This window comes from Streptomyces sp. NPDC096105 (genome assembly GCF_044763335.1).
GTDB lineage: Bacteria > Actinomycetota > Actinomycetes > Streptomycetales > Streptomycetaceae > Streptomyces.
In genome coordinates this window covers 218,411-232,465 of record NZ_JBIWGC010000002.1, presented here as the reverse complement: position 1 = coordinate 232,465, position 14,055 = coordinate 218,411, and the positions used below count along the sequence as shown (strand labels likewise).

Below are 14,055 nucleotides of genomic sequence, written 5' to 3'. Positions count from 1 at the left end.
ACGGGGGAGGGCGGGGTGTCAGTCCACGGGTTCGGCGTAGCGGAGGTCCACCGTGCCGCTGTAGCCGGGCAGGGTCACGGTCCCCTCGTCCTCGACCTTCCAGCCGAGGCCGTAGACGTTGACGTACACCATGTAGTTCTGGATCGCCGGTGAGGCGGCGAGCGCCTTCCTCAGCTTCTCCGGGTCCCCGACCGCGGTGATCGTGTACGGCGGCGAGTAGACGCGGCCCTGGAGGATCAGGGTGTTGCCCACGCAGCGCACGGCGCTGGTGGAGATCAGCCGCTGGTCCATCACCTTGATGCCCTCGGCGCCGCCCTGCCACATGGCGTTCACCACGGCCTGGAGGTCCTGCTGGTGGATGACCAGGTAGTCCGGCTGCGGTTCCGGATAGCCGGGGAGCTTGGCGGTGGCGTCCGGCGGGGCGTCGTTCAGGGTGACCGTGATCGCCTCGCCCTTCAGCTCCTGGGTGCCGGCGCGCTCCTCCAGCTCGGCGAGGTGGGCGTCCTCGGCCTCGGTGCTGCCGTCGTCGCGCTCGGCGAGGGCCTCTATGTCCTCGCGCAGCGTGCCGTTGGACTCGTCGAGCTCGGCGTTCTTGCGGCTGCGCTCGTGGATCAGGTCGGACAGCTTCAGCAGGGAGGCGTCCGTGCGGATGTTGGTGCCCTTGGCCGTGTCGAAACTGACGAAGAAGAGGAGGCCCGCGAGGGCGAAGATGCCCGCGGTGAGCACCCGCACCGGACGCAGACGGCGTCGGCGGGATGCGGGACTGGATTCCGCCCCCGGGAAGTCGGCAGAATTGCTCAACGTACCCTTATCTCCTTCGGCGCCGTGGAAGCACTACGCTAACGGACGCCCGGGGGAGCACTCAGAGTCCCCTTGTACGCTGCCCCGAGCCCGACCCAGACCCTGCGCGGCCACGCAGCGCATCGACAGGAGAGACCCTCGTGCCGAAGTCACGTATCCGCAAGAAGGCCGACTACACGCCGCCGGCGGCGAAGCAGGCGACCGCGATCAAGCTGACCAACCGCGCCTGGGTCGCGCCGGTGATGCTGGCCCTGTTCCTCATCGGCCTGGCCTGGATCGTCGTCTTCTACGTCACGGACGGCTCGCTGCCCATCGACTCGCTGGGCAACTGGAACATCGTGGTGGGCTTCGGCTTCATCGCCGCCGGGTTCGGCGTCTCCACGCAGTGGAAGTAGCGCCGGACCGGCCTCCGCGCACGGCTCCGGCCGCTCGCTGAGCCCTGCCCTGCCCTGCCCGGAGGGGTCCACAGCTCTGGGCAGGGTTTTCCCCTGAGTTATCCACAGCCCTTGTCCACATGTGGATAGTCGACCCAATCTGTGGATAACCCCCTTCGGGATTGACGCCGGTGTGACAGAAATATCAACACCGAAAGCCTGTTCGCCTACGGTCTGACCTGTGGAAACAGCGGCCGGCCACCGAACGCGGCACACTTCCCGCACAGTGTGCACAAGATCCGGCACCGTCTGTGGACAAACGCCCGGTCAGGCGAGCTGCGCGGTCCTCATCAGCGTGATCAGCACGACCACGGCCAGCACCAGCGCACAGGTGCCGTACTGCACCAGCGCCCGCCGCTCACGCGGGGCGTGCACCATCGCGTAGCCGATGACGACACCGGCGACCAACCCCCCGATGTGGGCCTCCCAGGCGATGCCGCTCCAGCTGAAGGTGAGGACGAGGTTGATCGCCAGCAGGGCGATGATCGGCCGCATGTCGTAGCGGAGCCTGCGCATCAGCACGGCGGTCGCGCCGAACAGCCCGAAGACCGCCCCGGACGCGCCGAGCGAGGCCGTGCTCCCCCCGGCCAGCAGATACGTCAGGGCACTGCCCGCCAGACCGGAGATCAGATACAGCGCGAGATAGCGCGCCCGGCCCAGATGCTGTTCCAGCGGTCCGCCGAGCAGCCACAGGCTGAGCATGTTGAAGCCGATGTGCCAGATCTCCTCGTGCGTGAACATCGAGGTCACCAGGCGGTACCACTCGCCGCCCGCCACTCCCTGGGTGGGCACGAACGGCGCCGGCGGCCAGGCGCCGACCAGGTAGAGATCGGCCAGCAGCGACCTCTCGATCGTCACGGCGAGGAACACCGCGAAGTTGATCCCGATGAGGATCTTGGTCACCAGCCGGGGATCCGCGGCGATGCTCCCGCCGGCCAGCGTGCGGGGCATGGAGGCGGACGGCGCGTGGCCGGTGCCCCCGCCGCTGCGGACGCAGTCCGGGCACTGGAACCCGACCGAGGCGTCGACCATGCACTCCGGGCAGATCGGCCGCTCGCACCGGGTGCAGCGGACACCGGTCTCGCGGTCCGGGTGGCGATAACAGCCCGGGACGCGCTGGGCGTCCTGCCGGCTGCCGGCGGCCTGGTCGTCCATGAGATCCCCTAGGTCGTTGGAAAAGCCCCGCCCCGCCCATCCTTACGGATGAGCGGGGCGAATGGTTCCCTTGGAGGCTTTCGCGCCCGGGGAGCGAGGTGCTCAGCCCTCGTGGATCTCGACCGACTCGATGACCACGTCGTTCACCGGACGGTCGGTGCGCGGGTTGGTCTGCGTCGAGGCGATGGTGTCGATGACCTTCTGGCTCGCGGCGTCGGTGACCTCGCCGAAGATCGTGTGCTTGCGGTTCAGCCAGGCCGTCGGGGCGACCGTGATGAAGAACTGCGAGCCGTTGGTGCCCGGACCGGCGTTGGCCATCGCCAGCAGGTAGGGCTTGTCGAAGCGCAGGTCCGGGTGGAACTCGTCGCCGAACTGGTAGCCGGGGCCGCCGGTGCCGTTGCCCAGCGGGTCACCGCCCTGGATCATGAAGCCGCTGATCACCCGGTGGAAGACCGTGCCGTCGTAGAGCTTGTCCGTGGTCTTCTGGCCGGTCCGGGGGTGCGTCCACTCCCGCTCGCCCTTGGCGAGCTCGACGAAGTTCTTGACCGTCTGCGGCGCGTGGTCCGGGAAGAGCTGGACCTGGATGTCGCCGTGATTGGTCTTCAGGGTGGCGTAGAGCTGCGTAGCCACGATGTGCCTTCCGTTGTCTTTCCGTGACTCCCTGATCCTCGCACGGACCGGACGCGTAGTCGCCCGGCCTCCGTCCACAGGACCGTGTCCGGGGCCGTACCGCTTGCGGGAACCCTCAGGAGTCCCTCCGCGCCGGGGGCACATCGCGCCGATCCGTGGCATCGTCGGCGAGACGCACCCGTTGCACCGTATGCACCCCCTTGACCGCGATATCACCGTCGGTCACCGAGGACGGCACCCGTTCGCCCGTCCACGCATGCCGCACGCCGACCCGGCAGGCATGATCCGTAAAAGGGTGGAAAGTCGAAATACCGTACGCCACCGAGGAGGAGGAACTCGTGACCCGCATCGACAGCGTGCGCGCCGCGACCGGTTCGGCGAAGGACAGCGTGCTGCACGCCGCGGAAGTGGTGGCGCCCTACGCCGACACGGCCAAGGTCAGGGCCGCGCACTACGCACAGGAGGCCCGTGTGCGCCTCGCGCCCAAGGTGTCGCAGGCCGCGGAGCAGGCGCGCGTCCAGTACGACGCCCGTGTGCAGCCGTATCTGGAACAGGTCAAGACCCACGTGCCGCCGAAGGTCGACAAGGCCGCCCACCAGGCCGCCGTCCGTACGCGCCTCGCCGCCCGCCAGGCCGCGGAGTACTCCCGGCCGGTGCTCGAGCAGGCGGTGGCCGCCGCCGGACCCGCCCGGGAGGAGGCCGCGGCCCGGAGCGCGGCCGCGCTCGCCGCCCTGCGCGGCCAGGTCTCGGCCCAGCAGATCCAGAAGCTCGTGCGCAAGCAGCAGCGGCGGGCCAGGGCCGGCCGTGCGGCCAAGGTCGTCCTGATTCTGGGTGCCGTGGCGGGCGGGGCCTATGCCGCCTGGAAGTGGTGGGACAAGCAGGCCAACCCGGACTGGCTGGTGGAGCCGCCGGCCGCGACGGACGTGTCCGGCTCGACCGCCCTGACCTCCGTGGACGGCAGCGACGTGGGCGCCCTGGACCCCGAGGTCGAGGCCAAGGAGGCCGAGGAAGACGCCGCCAAGCGCGACGAGAGCTGACGGCAGGGCCTTGGCCGTCAGCACGAGGAACGGAGCGAACGGAGCGGCGGGACAGAGGACTTGATCCTCTGTCCCGCCGCTCCGTTTCACGTGAAACGAACCCCCCGCACCGCGTTTCCGCAGGTGGAGGGGGGTTCTCTGTGGAGCCTAGGGGAGTCGAACCCCTGACATCTGCCATGCAAAGACAGCGCTCTACCAACTGAGCTAAGGCCCCGGGAGGGTAGCGCCCACCAGGACAAACACATCCCGGCAGGCGTCCGGGACCAGAGTACCGGGTCCCCCCGGGGATTCCGCAAAAAGATTGGGGGTCCCCGTGACCAACCACTCTCCGTAAGATGCTCGGCGTGGTTCGCTCCAGCGAATCCACGGTTCATGGGGAAGCGATGGGGAGACGCAATGGACGCCGCACAGCAGGAAGCCACCGCCAGAGCGCGGGAACTGCAGCGGAACTGGTACGGGGAGCCGCTGGGGGCGCTCTTCCGTAGGCTCATAGACGACCTGGGCCTCAACCAGGCCCGTCTGGCGGGGGTGCTCGGGCTGTCCGCACCGATGCTGTCGCAGCTGATGAGCGGCCAGCGGGCGAAGATCGGCAACCCGGCGGTGGTCCAGCGCGTGCAACTGCTGCAGGACCTGGCGGGGCAGGTCGCGGACGGCAGCGTCAGTGCGGCCGAGGCGACGGAGCGCATGGAGGAGATCAAGAAGTCCCAGGGGGGCTCCGTCCTCACCAACACCACGCAGACCACGAGCAGTTCAGGTGCTCCCACGGTCAAGCGCGTGGTTCGTGAGATCCAGTCCCTGCTGCGCTCGGTGGCGGCCGCCGGCGACATCCTCGACGCCGCGGACTCGCTCGCGCCCACCCACCCGGAGCTGGCGGAGTTCCTCCGGGTCTACGGGGCCGGCCGCACGGCCGACGCGGTCACGCACTACCAGGCACACCAGAGCTGATGCACCGCCCGGCGGCCGAAGGGGGTTCGGCCGCCGGTGACACGCGGGAGCCGGGGGGACACCGGAACACAGGGGGAGTCGTATCGCTCGTCGTGGGGGAGAGACAGGGGGACGTCTCAGGGGGAGGAGCGACGGACAGCCATGGGTGAGGTCTTCGCCGGCCGGTACGAGCTGGTCGACCCGATCGGACGCGGGGGTGTGGGCGCGGTCTGGCGCGCCTGGGACCACCGCCGTCGCCGTTATGTGGCGGCGAAGGTGCTGCTGCAGAGCGACGCCCATTCGCTGCTGCGCTTCGTGCGCGAGCAGGCGCTGCGGATCGACCACCCGCACGTCCTCGCCCCCACCAGCTGGGCCGCCGACGACGACAAGGTCCTGTTCACCATGGACCTGGTCACCGGCGGTTCCCTGGTGCACCTGGTCGGCGACTACGGTCCGCTGCCGCCCGCGTTCGTCTGCACCCTGCTCGACCAGCTCCTCTCGGGGCTCGCGGCGGTGCACGCGGAGGACGTGGTGCACCGCGACATCAAGCCCGCCAATGTGCTGCTGGAAGCCACCGGCAGGGGCAGGCCGAAGCTGCGGCTGTCGGACTTCGGCATCGCCATGCGGCTGGGCGAACCCCGGCTGACCGAGACCGACCTGGTCGTCGGCACCCCGGGGTATCTCGCCCCGGAGCAGATGATGGGCGCCGAACCGGACTTCCCCGCCGACCTGTTCGCCGTGGGCCTGGTCGCCCTGTATCTGCTCGAGGGCGCGAAACCGGACGCCAAGGCCCTCATCCAGTACTTCGCCGACCACGGGACGCCGGGCGCGCCCCGGGGCATCCCCGAGCCGCTGTGGCAGGTCGTGGCCACCCTGCTGCAGCCCGATCCCGAGGCGCGCTTCCGCACGGCCACGGGGGCGCGCAAGGCGCTCGCGACAGCGGCGGAGCTGCTGCCGGAGCCCGGCCCCGACGACGAGCTGATCGAGATCTTCGACCAAGTGGGGCCGCTCCCGCCCGGGTTCACCGAGGGCGGCCCGGAGAAGAGAGCGTCCGGGCTTCACCCGGGACCGGAAGGGCCAGGGGGCGGGCCGCAGAGGACGGGGCAGAGCCTCGGAAGCAGCGGGACGCCCCCGCGCGCGGCCGGGAGGACGACGGGCACCGGAGCCGGAGCGGCGGCCGGCCCTGGAGAAGGCGGCTCGCCCGAGCCCCGGCCGGCGTGGAGCACCCCTCCCTCCGCCCCCCTCCCCGATCCACGGAGCACCACCGGCTCCCCCACGACGCCACCGGAGGCCGCCCCGCAGCCCGACTCCCCCTCGGACACCGGAAGCTTCCCCCTCCCGCCGCCCCGGGCAGCCGCTCCCGCCTCCCCCGCTTTCCCCCCGCCGCAGCCGCCCCCAGTCCCCGCCCCTCGCTCCCCCGAGCACCCCCCGCAGTACGTGCCGGGCCCTCCGTACGGCCACCAGCAGCAGGCGCCCGAGGTCTCCCCCTACGAACCGACCCATCCGCTGCGCTCCCCCCTGCCACGACCGGCCGTGCGTCCCGATGCCTCCACTGCTGAATACACCGCCCGGCCGTCGCGGGTTCCGCCTCCGGACACGGTGACCGCGCAGCACGCTCCGGGCCCCCGCTCCCACCGCCGGCGCACCGCCCGACGGCCCGGCCCTCCGGCGCGGGTGGCCGTGCCCGTCCTGCTGCTGGCGCTGGCCTGCTACGCCGTGGGCTTCTGGGCGCTCACCCGGATCTGACCGTCACCGAGCGCACCAGCGGCGACGACGTCACCGGATCAGTCGGGGGAGACCGCGGCCCGCCGCCGAGCCACCACCGTCCACACCCCGAGTCCCACCACCAGGGCGCTCCCGGTGCCGATGCCGCCCGCCGCGAGCATCCGGTACAGGGTCTCGTCGCCCGCCGTGCCGCTCCCGCCCGAGGCCGCCCCGCCCCCACCGCCGGTGACCGAGAAGACGTCCGACGGCACGGGCCCGCCCGCGTAGTCCGGCCCGTCCTGCGCCGCCCCGCCCAGCCGGACGCGCAGCGTCAGCGGCACCGGTCCGTCGCCGAAGTCCTCCGCGACCTCCGGCGAGAGGTGGGCGACGAGGTAGTAGGCGCCGGCGAACCGCACCGCCGAGACCAGCTGCCCGGAGGCGTGCCGGTTCTCGTACGCGACCGGCGGCAGGGGCTTGAGCGCCTTGGACTTCTGGCCGCCGTCGTAGCCGACGGACAGGTCCTCGACGTGGCCCCGCACCGGGTTGTAGAGGTCCAGGGAGAGCGCGGAGGCCTTGTAGCCGGGAGTGTCCGTGCCCGAGCTGCCCAGCTCGGCGGTGACGTGGAGCTGCCGGCCCCAGTCGACGGCCACCTGGTAGAAGAGTGTCTGGCCCGGCCGTATGTCGTCCCGCCACACACCCGCGTCGAGCGGGGCGGCCTGCGCGAACCCCGCGCCGCCCGGGCGGCGGCGGGCGGTTCCCTGGACGGGTGCGGGCGTGGCCGAGTCCCACACCTCAGGCGCGGTCGTGCGGTCCGCCGACTCCGTCCCGGGCTCCGACACCGTGCTGAGCTCCAGCTCCCAGGGGTCGGGGGAGGCGCCGCGCGCGTCGGGTGCGGCACGCTCGACGGTCACGTAGTAGGTGCCGGCCCGGGCGCAGAGGCTTCTCCTGGGGGAGATCTCCCGCATGGCCCACGCGGCGACCGGGTGGGGACTGCCCGGCGCGCCGAAGGTCGACGTGTCCACGTCGCAGGAGCGGCCATCGGCGTCCTCCACCGTCACCTTGACGCCGTCGGCGACGGAGACGCCGGAACCGGGCGGCGGGACAGCCGTGGCGGAGGCGTGGACGGTGCTGGTGTCGTCCAGCTCCAGGCGGTAGTACACCTTGCCGTCGGGCGGGAGCGTGCTGCGATAGGTCCGGCCGGGCTCCAGCTCCACGGCGTCGGCGGTGCTCCCTGCGCCCTCGATCCGGCGCGCGTCCTCGGCGAAGGCGTAGGCGGGGACGCGGGCGGTGTCCTGGCCGGCGGCGTGGGCCTGTTGTCCCGTCAGGACGGTCCCCAGTCCGAGCGCGGCCACCAGCACCGGACGTCCCGCGACGACGTACCAGCGGCTCCGCCCCGCCGTCCTCCGCGCCGTGCCCTGCCGTCCCCTCACGCGCCCCCCTCGTCGCCGCCGGGCCTCGCACCGTGCCGCCGCCCATCCTGCACCGGGGACGAGGCCGGGCCACAAGGCCCCGGCCGCACAAAACCCCGACCGCACAGGCGGCCGGGGTCTGTTCAGCGTCGTATGTCGGTACTCACGAACCCGTGGGCACGGAGTCAGTCGCCTCCGTCCACAGATCCTGCTCGGCGCGATCCGCCTGGATCTGGCGGTACACGAGGAGCCCGCCGATGGCGGCCAGTGCGACCAGGAGAAGCTTCTTCACCGCGCGACCTCGTCTTTCCTTGACGTAGGGGACCTCTGGCGCCCGACTATACACACCGGTCGATATCGATCGGTGACCTGCGTCGCCGCCTCCAACTGCCGTCGGAGGCAACTGGATCGACGCGGCACGGGCGGTCCGGTCGGAGCGTGATCGCACCCGCACGCACGGTGTTTTCACTCCGTTTCCTCCCGTATCCAGGGATTTTCTTCCTTCATGCGCCCATCCGAGTGGTGTTCATCTGAACATCCGCGCGGCACGGGCGTCGGTCCACCACTTCGAGGCCCCCATACACATCATGAGGAAAGTACGCAAATCGCCCGACCCGAAAGTGAGGGGCCATGGCCAGGAGCAAGGTCATGAAGCTGTGGAACGCCGTCGTCACCGCCTTCCTCGCGCTGTGCACGGCGCTCGGTCTCATCACCACGACCGCCGCGGCGGCCGTACCCCAGACCCAGAAGACGCGCAACAGCGACAGCGCTCCCACGACGGAGGCGCCCGCGTCGGCGGCTCTCCTGTGGTCCCGGTCACTGATCAGAGCACTGCCCCCCACGATGAAGCAGCGCATCCACGCCGAGGCGCACGGCAAGTCCCCCGGTTGTCGGCACCGGCCCCACTCGGACACGGCCACGGAGCAGGACACCGCCGCGGAACAGGACAGGGCCACGGAGCAGGACACCACCGCGGAACAGGACAGGGCCACGGGACAGAACACCACCGCGGAACAGGGCAGGGCCTCCGAACGCCCGGATCCCGCACTCGTCCCCGCGCACTGCGCCGAGCACACGGCGTCCACTCTCCCCGCACCCGCCTCCGCCCGTATCCCGTTGCAGCGCTGAGGCCCCGCGCCCCACTGCCGCTTCGACCCGACCCTCCTCGTGCCGTCGCTGCTTCCCCGGAGTCCTGGCGAACTCGCGTACAGCACAACGGCACGACACGAGCCGAGACATCGCGAGACCCCGGTCGTCCTCCGACCGGGGTCCGGTCATGTCCGCACACTCCGCGCCCGCACACCGGGCGCGATCCCGCACACGGCGGCGTGAGCCCCTGGGAGGCTCCGGCGGAACGTCTGGCACTCCAGGCCCGCGACAAGCCCTCAGAGCGGGCCGAGACGCCTCCCCAGCAGGCAGAACACGTTGCCCTCGGGGTCCGTGAGCACGTGCCACGGCTCCTCGCCGGTCTGCCCGACGTCCGCGGGCCGCGCCCCGAGCTCCAGCAGGCGTTCCAGCTCGGCGCCCTGGTCGCGGTCGGTGGCGTCGACGTCGATGCGCAGTCGTGTCCCGCCCGGCTGCGGTGGTCCTGCCGGCTGAGGACGGTCCTCGGCTACGCGCCCCCGGACCCTCCACGGGGGCCGATCTCGATGTCGTCCCCGTCGCGGTCCAGCTCCACGAAGTCGAGCACCTCGCACCAGAACCGCGCGAGCCGCTCGGGATCACGGCACTCCAGCACCAGTTCACTGATCCGACTCGCCATGAAGGCCCGCCTTCCGCTCGGAAGCGCAAGCCCGCGACCGTCCCCCCGGCTCCGCGCGACGCGAAGGGTTTCCGCGGAGGACGCCTCAGCCGGCGGGGCGGAGGTCGGTGACGACGCGGAACCGTTCCAGCACCACCGGCGTCGCATCGTTCACGACGAAGTCCTGGTCGCTCAGAGCCGCACGCATCGCCTCGCCGCTCCAGAACCGCTCGTGGCCCACACGCCACTCGGCCACGTCGGCGTGCCCCTCCCCCTCGGCCATCACGTGCGCGAGGTCCACCTGCGCCAACGGGACAACGGACACGCCCGTCACCTCGATGACCGCGACCGGCCGGTCCCCGGAGTCGACGACCACCGCACGGCTCCCGACCTCGGGCAGGGGCTCTCCCTCGTGCTCGTACTCGGCGACGAGTCCCGTCGTGGCGGTCTTGGACCCGTCGAGAACAGCCGCGACGAGCCGGTCGCGCAGCGGGCCGGGAAAGGCGAACTCCGCCCTGGGCAGGGACGCGATGTCCGCGGGCGACAGCGTGGAGTCGGATGTCATGTGATCACCGTAAGGCGACACGCCACGCCAGGTGCCCATAACGAGAAGACCCCCGGTCCATCGGACCGGGGGTCTTCTCGTCGGTGGGGCTAACAGGATTTGAACCTGTGGCCTCATCCTTATCAGGGATGCGCTCTAACCAACTGAGCTATAGCCCCGCCGCGCCTTGCGGGGTGTCTCCCGCGCGCTGACTCCTGAAGATTAGCGCACGACCGGGGCAGTCCCAAAATCGGTTCCCCGGGGGCCGTCAGCGCGGCCCGGGCGCACCCTCCGAGCTGGTCACTCGTCCTCGGCCAGGGTCAGCTCGACGCCGCCCACGAAACCTGCCGACAGGTTGTAGATGAACGCGCCCAGGGTCGCCAGCGCGGTCGCGAGGATGACGTCGATGACCGCGATGACCGTCGTGAACATCAGGACGTTGGGCAGCGACAGGAACGACTGGAGGTCGAAGCCGTTCGACCCCTCCGAGCCGGTCGCCTCGGAGATCGTGCCGCCGACGGTCGAGAACACGCCCATGGCGTCCATGACCATCCACAGCACCGCCGCCGCGACGATCGTGCAGATGCCGAGGGCGATCGACAGCAGGAAGCTGACCTTCATGACCGACCACGGGTCGGCCTTCGCCACGCGCAGGCGCGCCTTGCGCACGCGCGGGGTGGTGCTGGCCCCCGTGCGGGGCCGGCGCACCGAGCCGGTGCGGTCGGCGGCCTCGCCGGTCTGGGCCGGGTAGGCCTGCGGCGGGTGGTACGGGCCCGCCTGCTGCTGCGGCTGCCGTTCCCCCGGCAGCGGTGAGGCCGCATGAGCGGCGGCACCCTGCCCGGGTGCGGCCTGCTGCGGGCCTCGGGTGTCCGTCACGGTTCCCCCCTGGGATCCCTGCCTGGTGGACGAGGAGGCGTCGGAGACCGGCGCCTTGATCGCTTTGAGATTGGTCGTGTGCGGATCTGTCGTCCGCGCGGCGGAGCCACGGCCGCCGCCGTCCGTTCCCGTACTGGTACCGGCCGGTCCGGCGCCCGTGGCTCCGCTCACGCTGACTCACTCCTCGTGCTACTCGGACGAGGGCGCCTCACCCTGGTCCGTACCGGTGGTCGCGTCCCCGTCGGCGGTGTCGTCCACGGCCACGTCGCCGTCGACTTCCTCCGCCTCGCGTCCTGCTTCGGCATTGCGGGCGATGCCGACCACGGCATCGCGCTTGCTCAAGTTGATCAGTTGGACGCCCATGGTGTCACGGCCGGTTTCCCTGATCTCGTTGACTCGCGTGCGAATCACACCACCCGACAACGTGATGGCGAGAATCTCGTCGGTCTCCTCGACCACCAGAGCGCCGACGAGGGAGCCGCGGTCCTCGACGATCTTGGCAGCCTTGATGCCGAGGCCGCCACGGCCCTGGACACGGTACTCGTCGACAGCGGTCCGCTTCGCGTACCCGCCGTCTGTGGCAGTGAACACGAACGTACCGGGTCGGACGACATTCATCGAGAGCAGCTCGTCCCCTTCGCGGAAACTCATGCCCTTGACGCCCGAGGTGGCGCGGCCCATGGGCCGCAGCGCTTCGTCCGTCGCCGTGAACCTGATCGACTGCGCCTTCTTGCTGATCAGCAGCAGGTCGTCCTCGGCCGAAACGAGTTCGGCACCGATCAGTTCGTCGTCGGTCCCGTCCTCCTGCTCGCGCAGGTTGATGGCGATGACACCGCCGGACCGCGGGGAGTCGTAGTCCTTGAGCGGGGTCTTCTTCACCAGGCCGGCCTTGGTCGCCAGGACCAGGTACGGCGTCGCCTCGTAGTCGCGGATGGCGCGGATCTGGGCGATGGTCTCGTCCGGCTGGAAGGCCAGCAGGTTCGCCACGTGCTGTCCGCGCGCGTCGCGGCCGGCGTCGGGCAGCTCGTACGCCTTCACGCGGTACACGCGGCCCTTGTTGGTGAAGAACAACAGCCAGTGGTGCGTGGTGGACACGAAGAAGTGGTTGACGATGTCGTCTTCCTTGAGCTTCGCGCCGCGCACGCCCTTGCCGCCGCGCTTCTGCGCGCGGTAGTCGTCGGTCTTGGTGCGCTTGATGTAGCCGCCGCGCGTGACCGTGACGACGATGTCCTCCTCGGCGATCAGGTCCTCGATGGACATGTCGCCCTCGTAGGGGATCAGCTTCGTCTTGCGGTCGTCGCCGTACTTCTCCACGATCGCGGCCAGCTCCTGGCTGACGATGCCGCGCTGGCGGACCGGGGAGGCGAGGATCTCGCTGTACTCGTTGATCTTCGCCTGGAGTTCGTCGTGCTCCTGGACGATCTTCTGGCGCTCCAGGGCGGCCAGTCGGCGCAGCTGCATCTCGAGGATGGCGTTGGCCTGGATGTCGTCGATCTCCAGGAGGTCCGTCAGGCCCCCGCGCGCGATCTCCACGGTGTCACTGCGCCGGATCAGCGCGATGACCTCGTCGATGGCGTCCAGGGCCTTCAGCAGGCCGCGCAGGATGTGCGCCCGCTCCTCCGCCTTGCGCAGCCGGAAGCGCGTACGGCGGACGATGACCTCGATCTGGTGCGTCACCCAGTGGCGGATGAACGCGTCCAGGGAGAGGGTGCGCGGCACGCCGTCGACCAGGGCCAGCATGTTGGCGCCGAAGTTGGTCTGCAGGTCGGTGTGCTTGTACAGGTTGTTCAGGACGACCTTGGCGACCGCGTCCCGCTTGAGGACGATGACCAGGCGCTGGCCGGTCCGCGACGACGTCTCGTCGCGGACGTCCGCGATGCCGCCGACCTTGCCGTCCTTCACCAGGTCGGCGATCTTCTGCGCGAGGTTGTCCGGGTTGACCTGGTAGGGCAGCTCCGTGACCACCAGGCACTGGCGGTTCTGGATCTCCTCGACCTCGATCACCGCGCGCATGGTGATCGAGCCGCGGCCCGTGCGGTACGCCTCCTCGATGCCCTTGCGTCCGACCACCAGGGCGCCGGTCGGGAAGTCGGGGCCCTTGATCCGCTCGATGAGCGCGTCCAGCAGCTCCTCGTGCGACGCCTCGGGGTTCTCCAGGTACCACTGGGCGCCGGCGGCGACCTCGCGCAGGTTGTGCGGCGGGATGTTGGTCGCCATGCCGACCGCGATCCCGGCCGAGCCGTTGATCAGCAGGTTCGGGAAGCGGGCCGGAAGGACGGTCGGCTCCTGGGAGCGGCCGTCGTAGTTGTCCGTGAAGTCGACGGTCTCCTCGTCGATGTCCCGGACCATCTCCATCGACAGCGGTGCCATCTTGCACTCGGTGTAGCGCATCGCCGCCGCCGGGTCGTTGCCCGGGGAGCCGAAGTTGCCGTTGGAGTCCACCAGCGGCATCCGCATCGCCCACGGCTGCGCGAGACGGACCAGCGCGTCGTAGATCGAGGAGTCGCCGTGCGGGTGGTAGTTGCCCATGACGTCGCCGACGACGCGGGCGCACTTGTAGAAGCCGCGCTCGGGGCGGTAGCCGCCGTCGTACATGGCGTACAGCACGCGGCGGTGGACGGGCTTGAGGCCGTCACGGACGTCGGGCAGCGCACGCGACACGATGACGGACATCGCGTAGTCGAGGTACGAGCGCTGCATCTCCGTCTCGAGCCCGACGGGCTCGACGCGCATCGCGGCGGCGTCCACGTCCTCGAGGGGCGTGACGGGAGTGTTCTCGTCGGTCATTGCTGGTGAAGGT

The 14,055-nt window shown here is 70.6% G+C and carries 13 protein-coding genes, 2 tRNA genes and 1 pseudogene; 5 read left to right on the top strand and 11 right to left on the bottom strand.

All coding sequences use genetic code 11. The annotated features are described in order from the left end of the window. Positions 1 to 18: 18 nt before the first annotated feature. Complete coding sequence (locus ACIQ8B_RS03825; RefSeq protein ID WP_403545021.1) at positions 19 to 801, bottom strand: DUF881 domain-containing protein; 783 nt, start codon at positions 799 to 801, stop codon at positions 19 to 21. Positions 802 to 941: 140 nt separating this feature from the next. Between ACIQ8B_RS03825 and crgA the strand changes: the two genes are divergently transcribed. Then, the gene (crgA, locus tag ACIQ8B_RS03820; RefSeq protein ID WP_403545019.1) at positions 942 to 1,196 is read left to right on the top strand and encodes a cell division protein CrgA; all 255 of its coding nucleotides are present in this window, start codon (positions 942 to 944) and stop codon (positions 1,194 to 1,196) included. 306 nt (positions 1,197 to 1,502) lie between these two features. Here the strand turns inward: crgA and ACIQ8B_RS03815 are convergent, their stop codons facing one another. Both ACIQ8B_RS03815 and ACIQ8B_RS03810 read right to left on the bottom strand, forming a co-directional pair. Beyond that, positions 1,503 to 2,390, bottom strand: coding sequence for a rhomboid family intramembrane serine protease (locus tag ACIQ8B_RS03815; RefSeq protein WP_403545017.1), 888 nt, complete (start codon positions 2,388 to 2,390; stop codon positions 1,503 to 1,505). A gap of 102 nt (positions 2,391 to 2,492) precedes the next feature. Then, a complete protein-coding gene (locus ACIQ8B_RS03810) occupies positions 2,493 to 3,020 on the bottom strand; it encodes a peptidylprolyl isomerase (RefSeq protein ID WP_290002414.1) in 528 nt (175 codons plus the stop codon). A gap of 338 nt (positions 3,021 to 3,358) precedes the next feature. Here ACIQ8B_RS03810 and ACIQ8B_RS03805 point away from each other — a divergent pair, with 338 nt between their 5' ends. Continuing rightward, positions 3,359 to 4,057, top strand: coding sequence for a DUF5324 family protein (locus tag ACIQ8B_RS03805; protein WP_290002410.1), 699 nt, complete (start codon positions 3,359 to 3,361; stop codon positions 4,055 to 4,057). Positions 4,058 to 4,198: 141 nt separating this feature from the next. On the opposite strand, the gene ACIQ8B_RS03800 is transcribed toward ACIQ8B_RS03805, so the two are convergent. Continuing rightward, positions 4,199 to 4,271, bottom strand: a tRNA-Ala gene (locus ACIQ8B_RS03800). 182 nt (positions 4,272 to 4,453) lie between these two features. Here ACIQ8B_RS03800 and ACIQ8B_RS03795 point away from each other — a divergent pair. Both ACIQ8B_RS03795 and ACIQ8B_RS03790 read left to right on the top strand, forming a co-directional pair. Continuing rightward, positions 4,454 to 5,002, top strand: coding sequence for a DNA-binding protein (locus ACIQ8B_RS03795; protein WP_019526636.1), 549 nt, complete (start codon positions 4,454 to 4,456; stop codon positions 5,000 to 5,002). A 141-nt stretch (positions 5,003 to 5,143) separates the two neighbouring features. Continuing rightward, positions 5,144 to 6,727 (top strand): protein kinase, encoded by a 1,584-nt coding sequence (locus ACIQ8B_RS03790; RefSeq protein WP_403545014.1) that lies wholly within the window; start codon positions 5,144 to 5,146, stop codon positions 6,725 to 6,727. Between the two features lie 38 nt (positions 6,728 to 6,765). Here the strand turns inward: ACIQ8B_RS03790 and ACIQ8B_RS03785 are convergent, their stop codons facing one another. Both ACIQ8B_RS03785 and ACIQ8B_RS03780 read right to left on the bottom strand, forming a co-directional pair. Further along, positions 6,766 to 8,115: a hypothetical protein gene (locus tag ACIQ8B_RS03785; protein WP_290002402.1), complete on the bottom strand. Its 1,350-nt coding sequence runs from the start codon at positions 8,113 to 8,115 to the stop codon at positions 6,766 to 6,768. Positions 8,116 to 8,257: 142 nt separating this feature from the next. After that, a complete protein-coding gene (locus ACIQ8B_RS03780; protein ID WP_003999697.1) occupies positions 8,258 to 8,386 on the bottom strand; it encodes a DLW-39 family protein in 129 nt (42 codons plus the stop codon). A 338-nt stretch (positions 8,387 to 8,724) separates the two neighbouring features. On the opposite strand from ACIQ8B_RS03780, the gene ACIQ8B_RS03775 reads away from it, so the two are divergent. Continuing rightward, positions 8,725 to 9,222, top strand: coding sequence for a DUF6344 domain-containing protein (locus tag ACIQ8B_RS03775; RefSeq protein ID WP_403545011.1), 498 nt, complete (start codon positions 8,725 to 8,727; stop codon positions 9,220 to 9,222). A gap of 257 nt (positions 9,223 to 9,479) precedes the next feature. Here ACIQ8B_RS03775 and ACIQ8B_RS03770 read toward each other — a convergent pair. The 5 genes and pseudogenes from ACIQ8B_RS03770 to gyrA all read right to left on the bottom strand — a co-directional run bounded on the left by ACIQ8B_RS03770 (position 9,480) and on the right by gyrA (position 14,042). Then, a pseudogene (locus tag ACIQ8B_RS03770) lies at positions 9,480 to 9,856 on the bottom strand (VOC family protein). Between the two features lie 85 nt (positions 9,857 to 9,941). Further along, positions 9,942 to 10,400, bottom strand: coding sequence for an ASCH domain-containing protein (locus ACIQ8B_RS03765; protein ID WP_403545009.1), 459 nt, complete (start codon positions 10,398 to 10,400; stop codon positions 9,942 to 9,944). An 84-nt stretch (positions 10,401 to 10,484) separates the two neighbouring features. Next, a tRNA-Ile gene (locus ACIQ8B_RS03760) sits at positions 10,485 to 10,558 on the bottom strand. A 121-nt stretch (positions 10,559 to 10,679) separates the two neighbouring features. Further along, complete coding sequence (locus ACIQ8B_RS03755) at positions 10,680 to 11,426, bottom strand: DUF3566 domain-containing protein (RefSeq protein ID WP_106413382.1); 747 nt, start codon at positions 11,424 to 11,426, stop codon at positions 10,680 to 10,682. Between the two features lie 18 nt (positions 11,427 to 11,444). Continuing rightward, positions 11,445 to 14,042, bottom strand: coding sequence for a DNA gyrase subunit A (gene gyrA, locus ACIQ8B_RS03750; protein WP_403545007.1), 2,598 nt, complete (start codon positions 14,040 to 14,042; stop codon positions 11,445 to 11,447). Between the last annotated feature and the right edge of the window lie 13 nt (positions 14,043 to 14,055).

Bases quoted from the DNA above. Each gene is read 5' to 3' on its own strand.
- gyrA (WP_403545007.1), bottom strand. From the start codon at position 14,042: ATGACCGACGAGAACACTCCCGTCACGCCCCTCGAGGACGTGGACGCC.
- ACIQ8B_RS03790 (WP_403545014.1), top strand. From the start codon at position 5,144: ATGGGTGAGGTCTTCGCCGGCCGGTACGAGCTGGTCGACCCGATCGGA.
- ACIQ8B_RS03775 (WP_403545011.1), top strand. From the start codon at position 8,725: ATGGCCAGGAGCAAGGTCATGAAGCTGTGGAACGCCGTCGTCACCGCC.
- ACIQ8B_RS03795 (WP_019526636.1), top strand. From the start codon at position 4,454: ATGGACGCCGCACAGCAGGAAGCCACCGCCAGAGCGCGGGAACTGCAG.
- ACIQ8B_RS03765 (WP_403545009.1), bottom strand. From the start codon at position 10,400: ATGACATCCGACTCCACGCTGTCGCCCGCGGACATCGCGTCCCTGCCC.
- ACIQ8B_RS03815 (WP_403545017.1), bottom strand. From the start codon at position 2,390: ATGGACGACCAGGCCGCCGGCAGCCGGCAGGACGCCCAGCGCGTCCCG.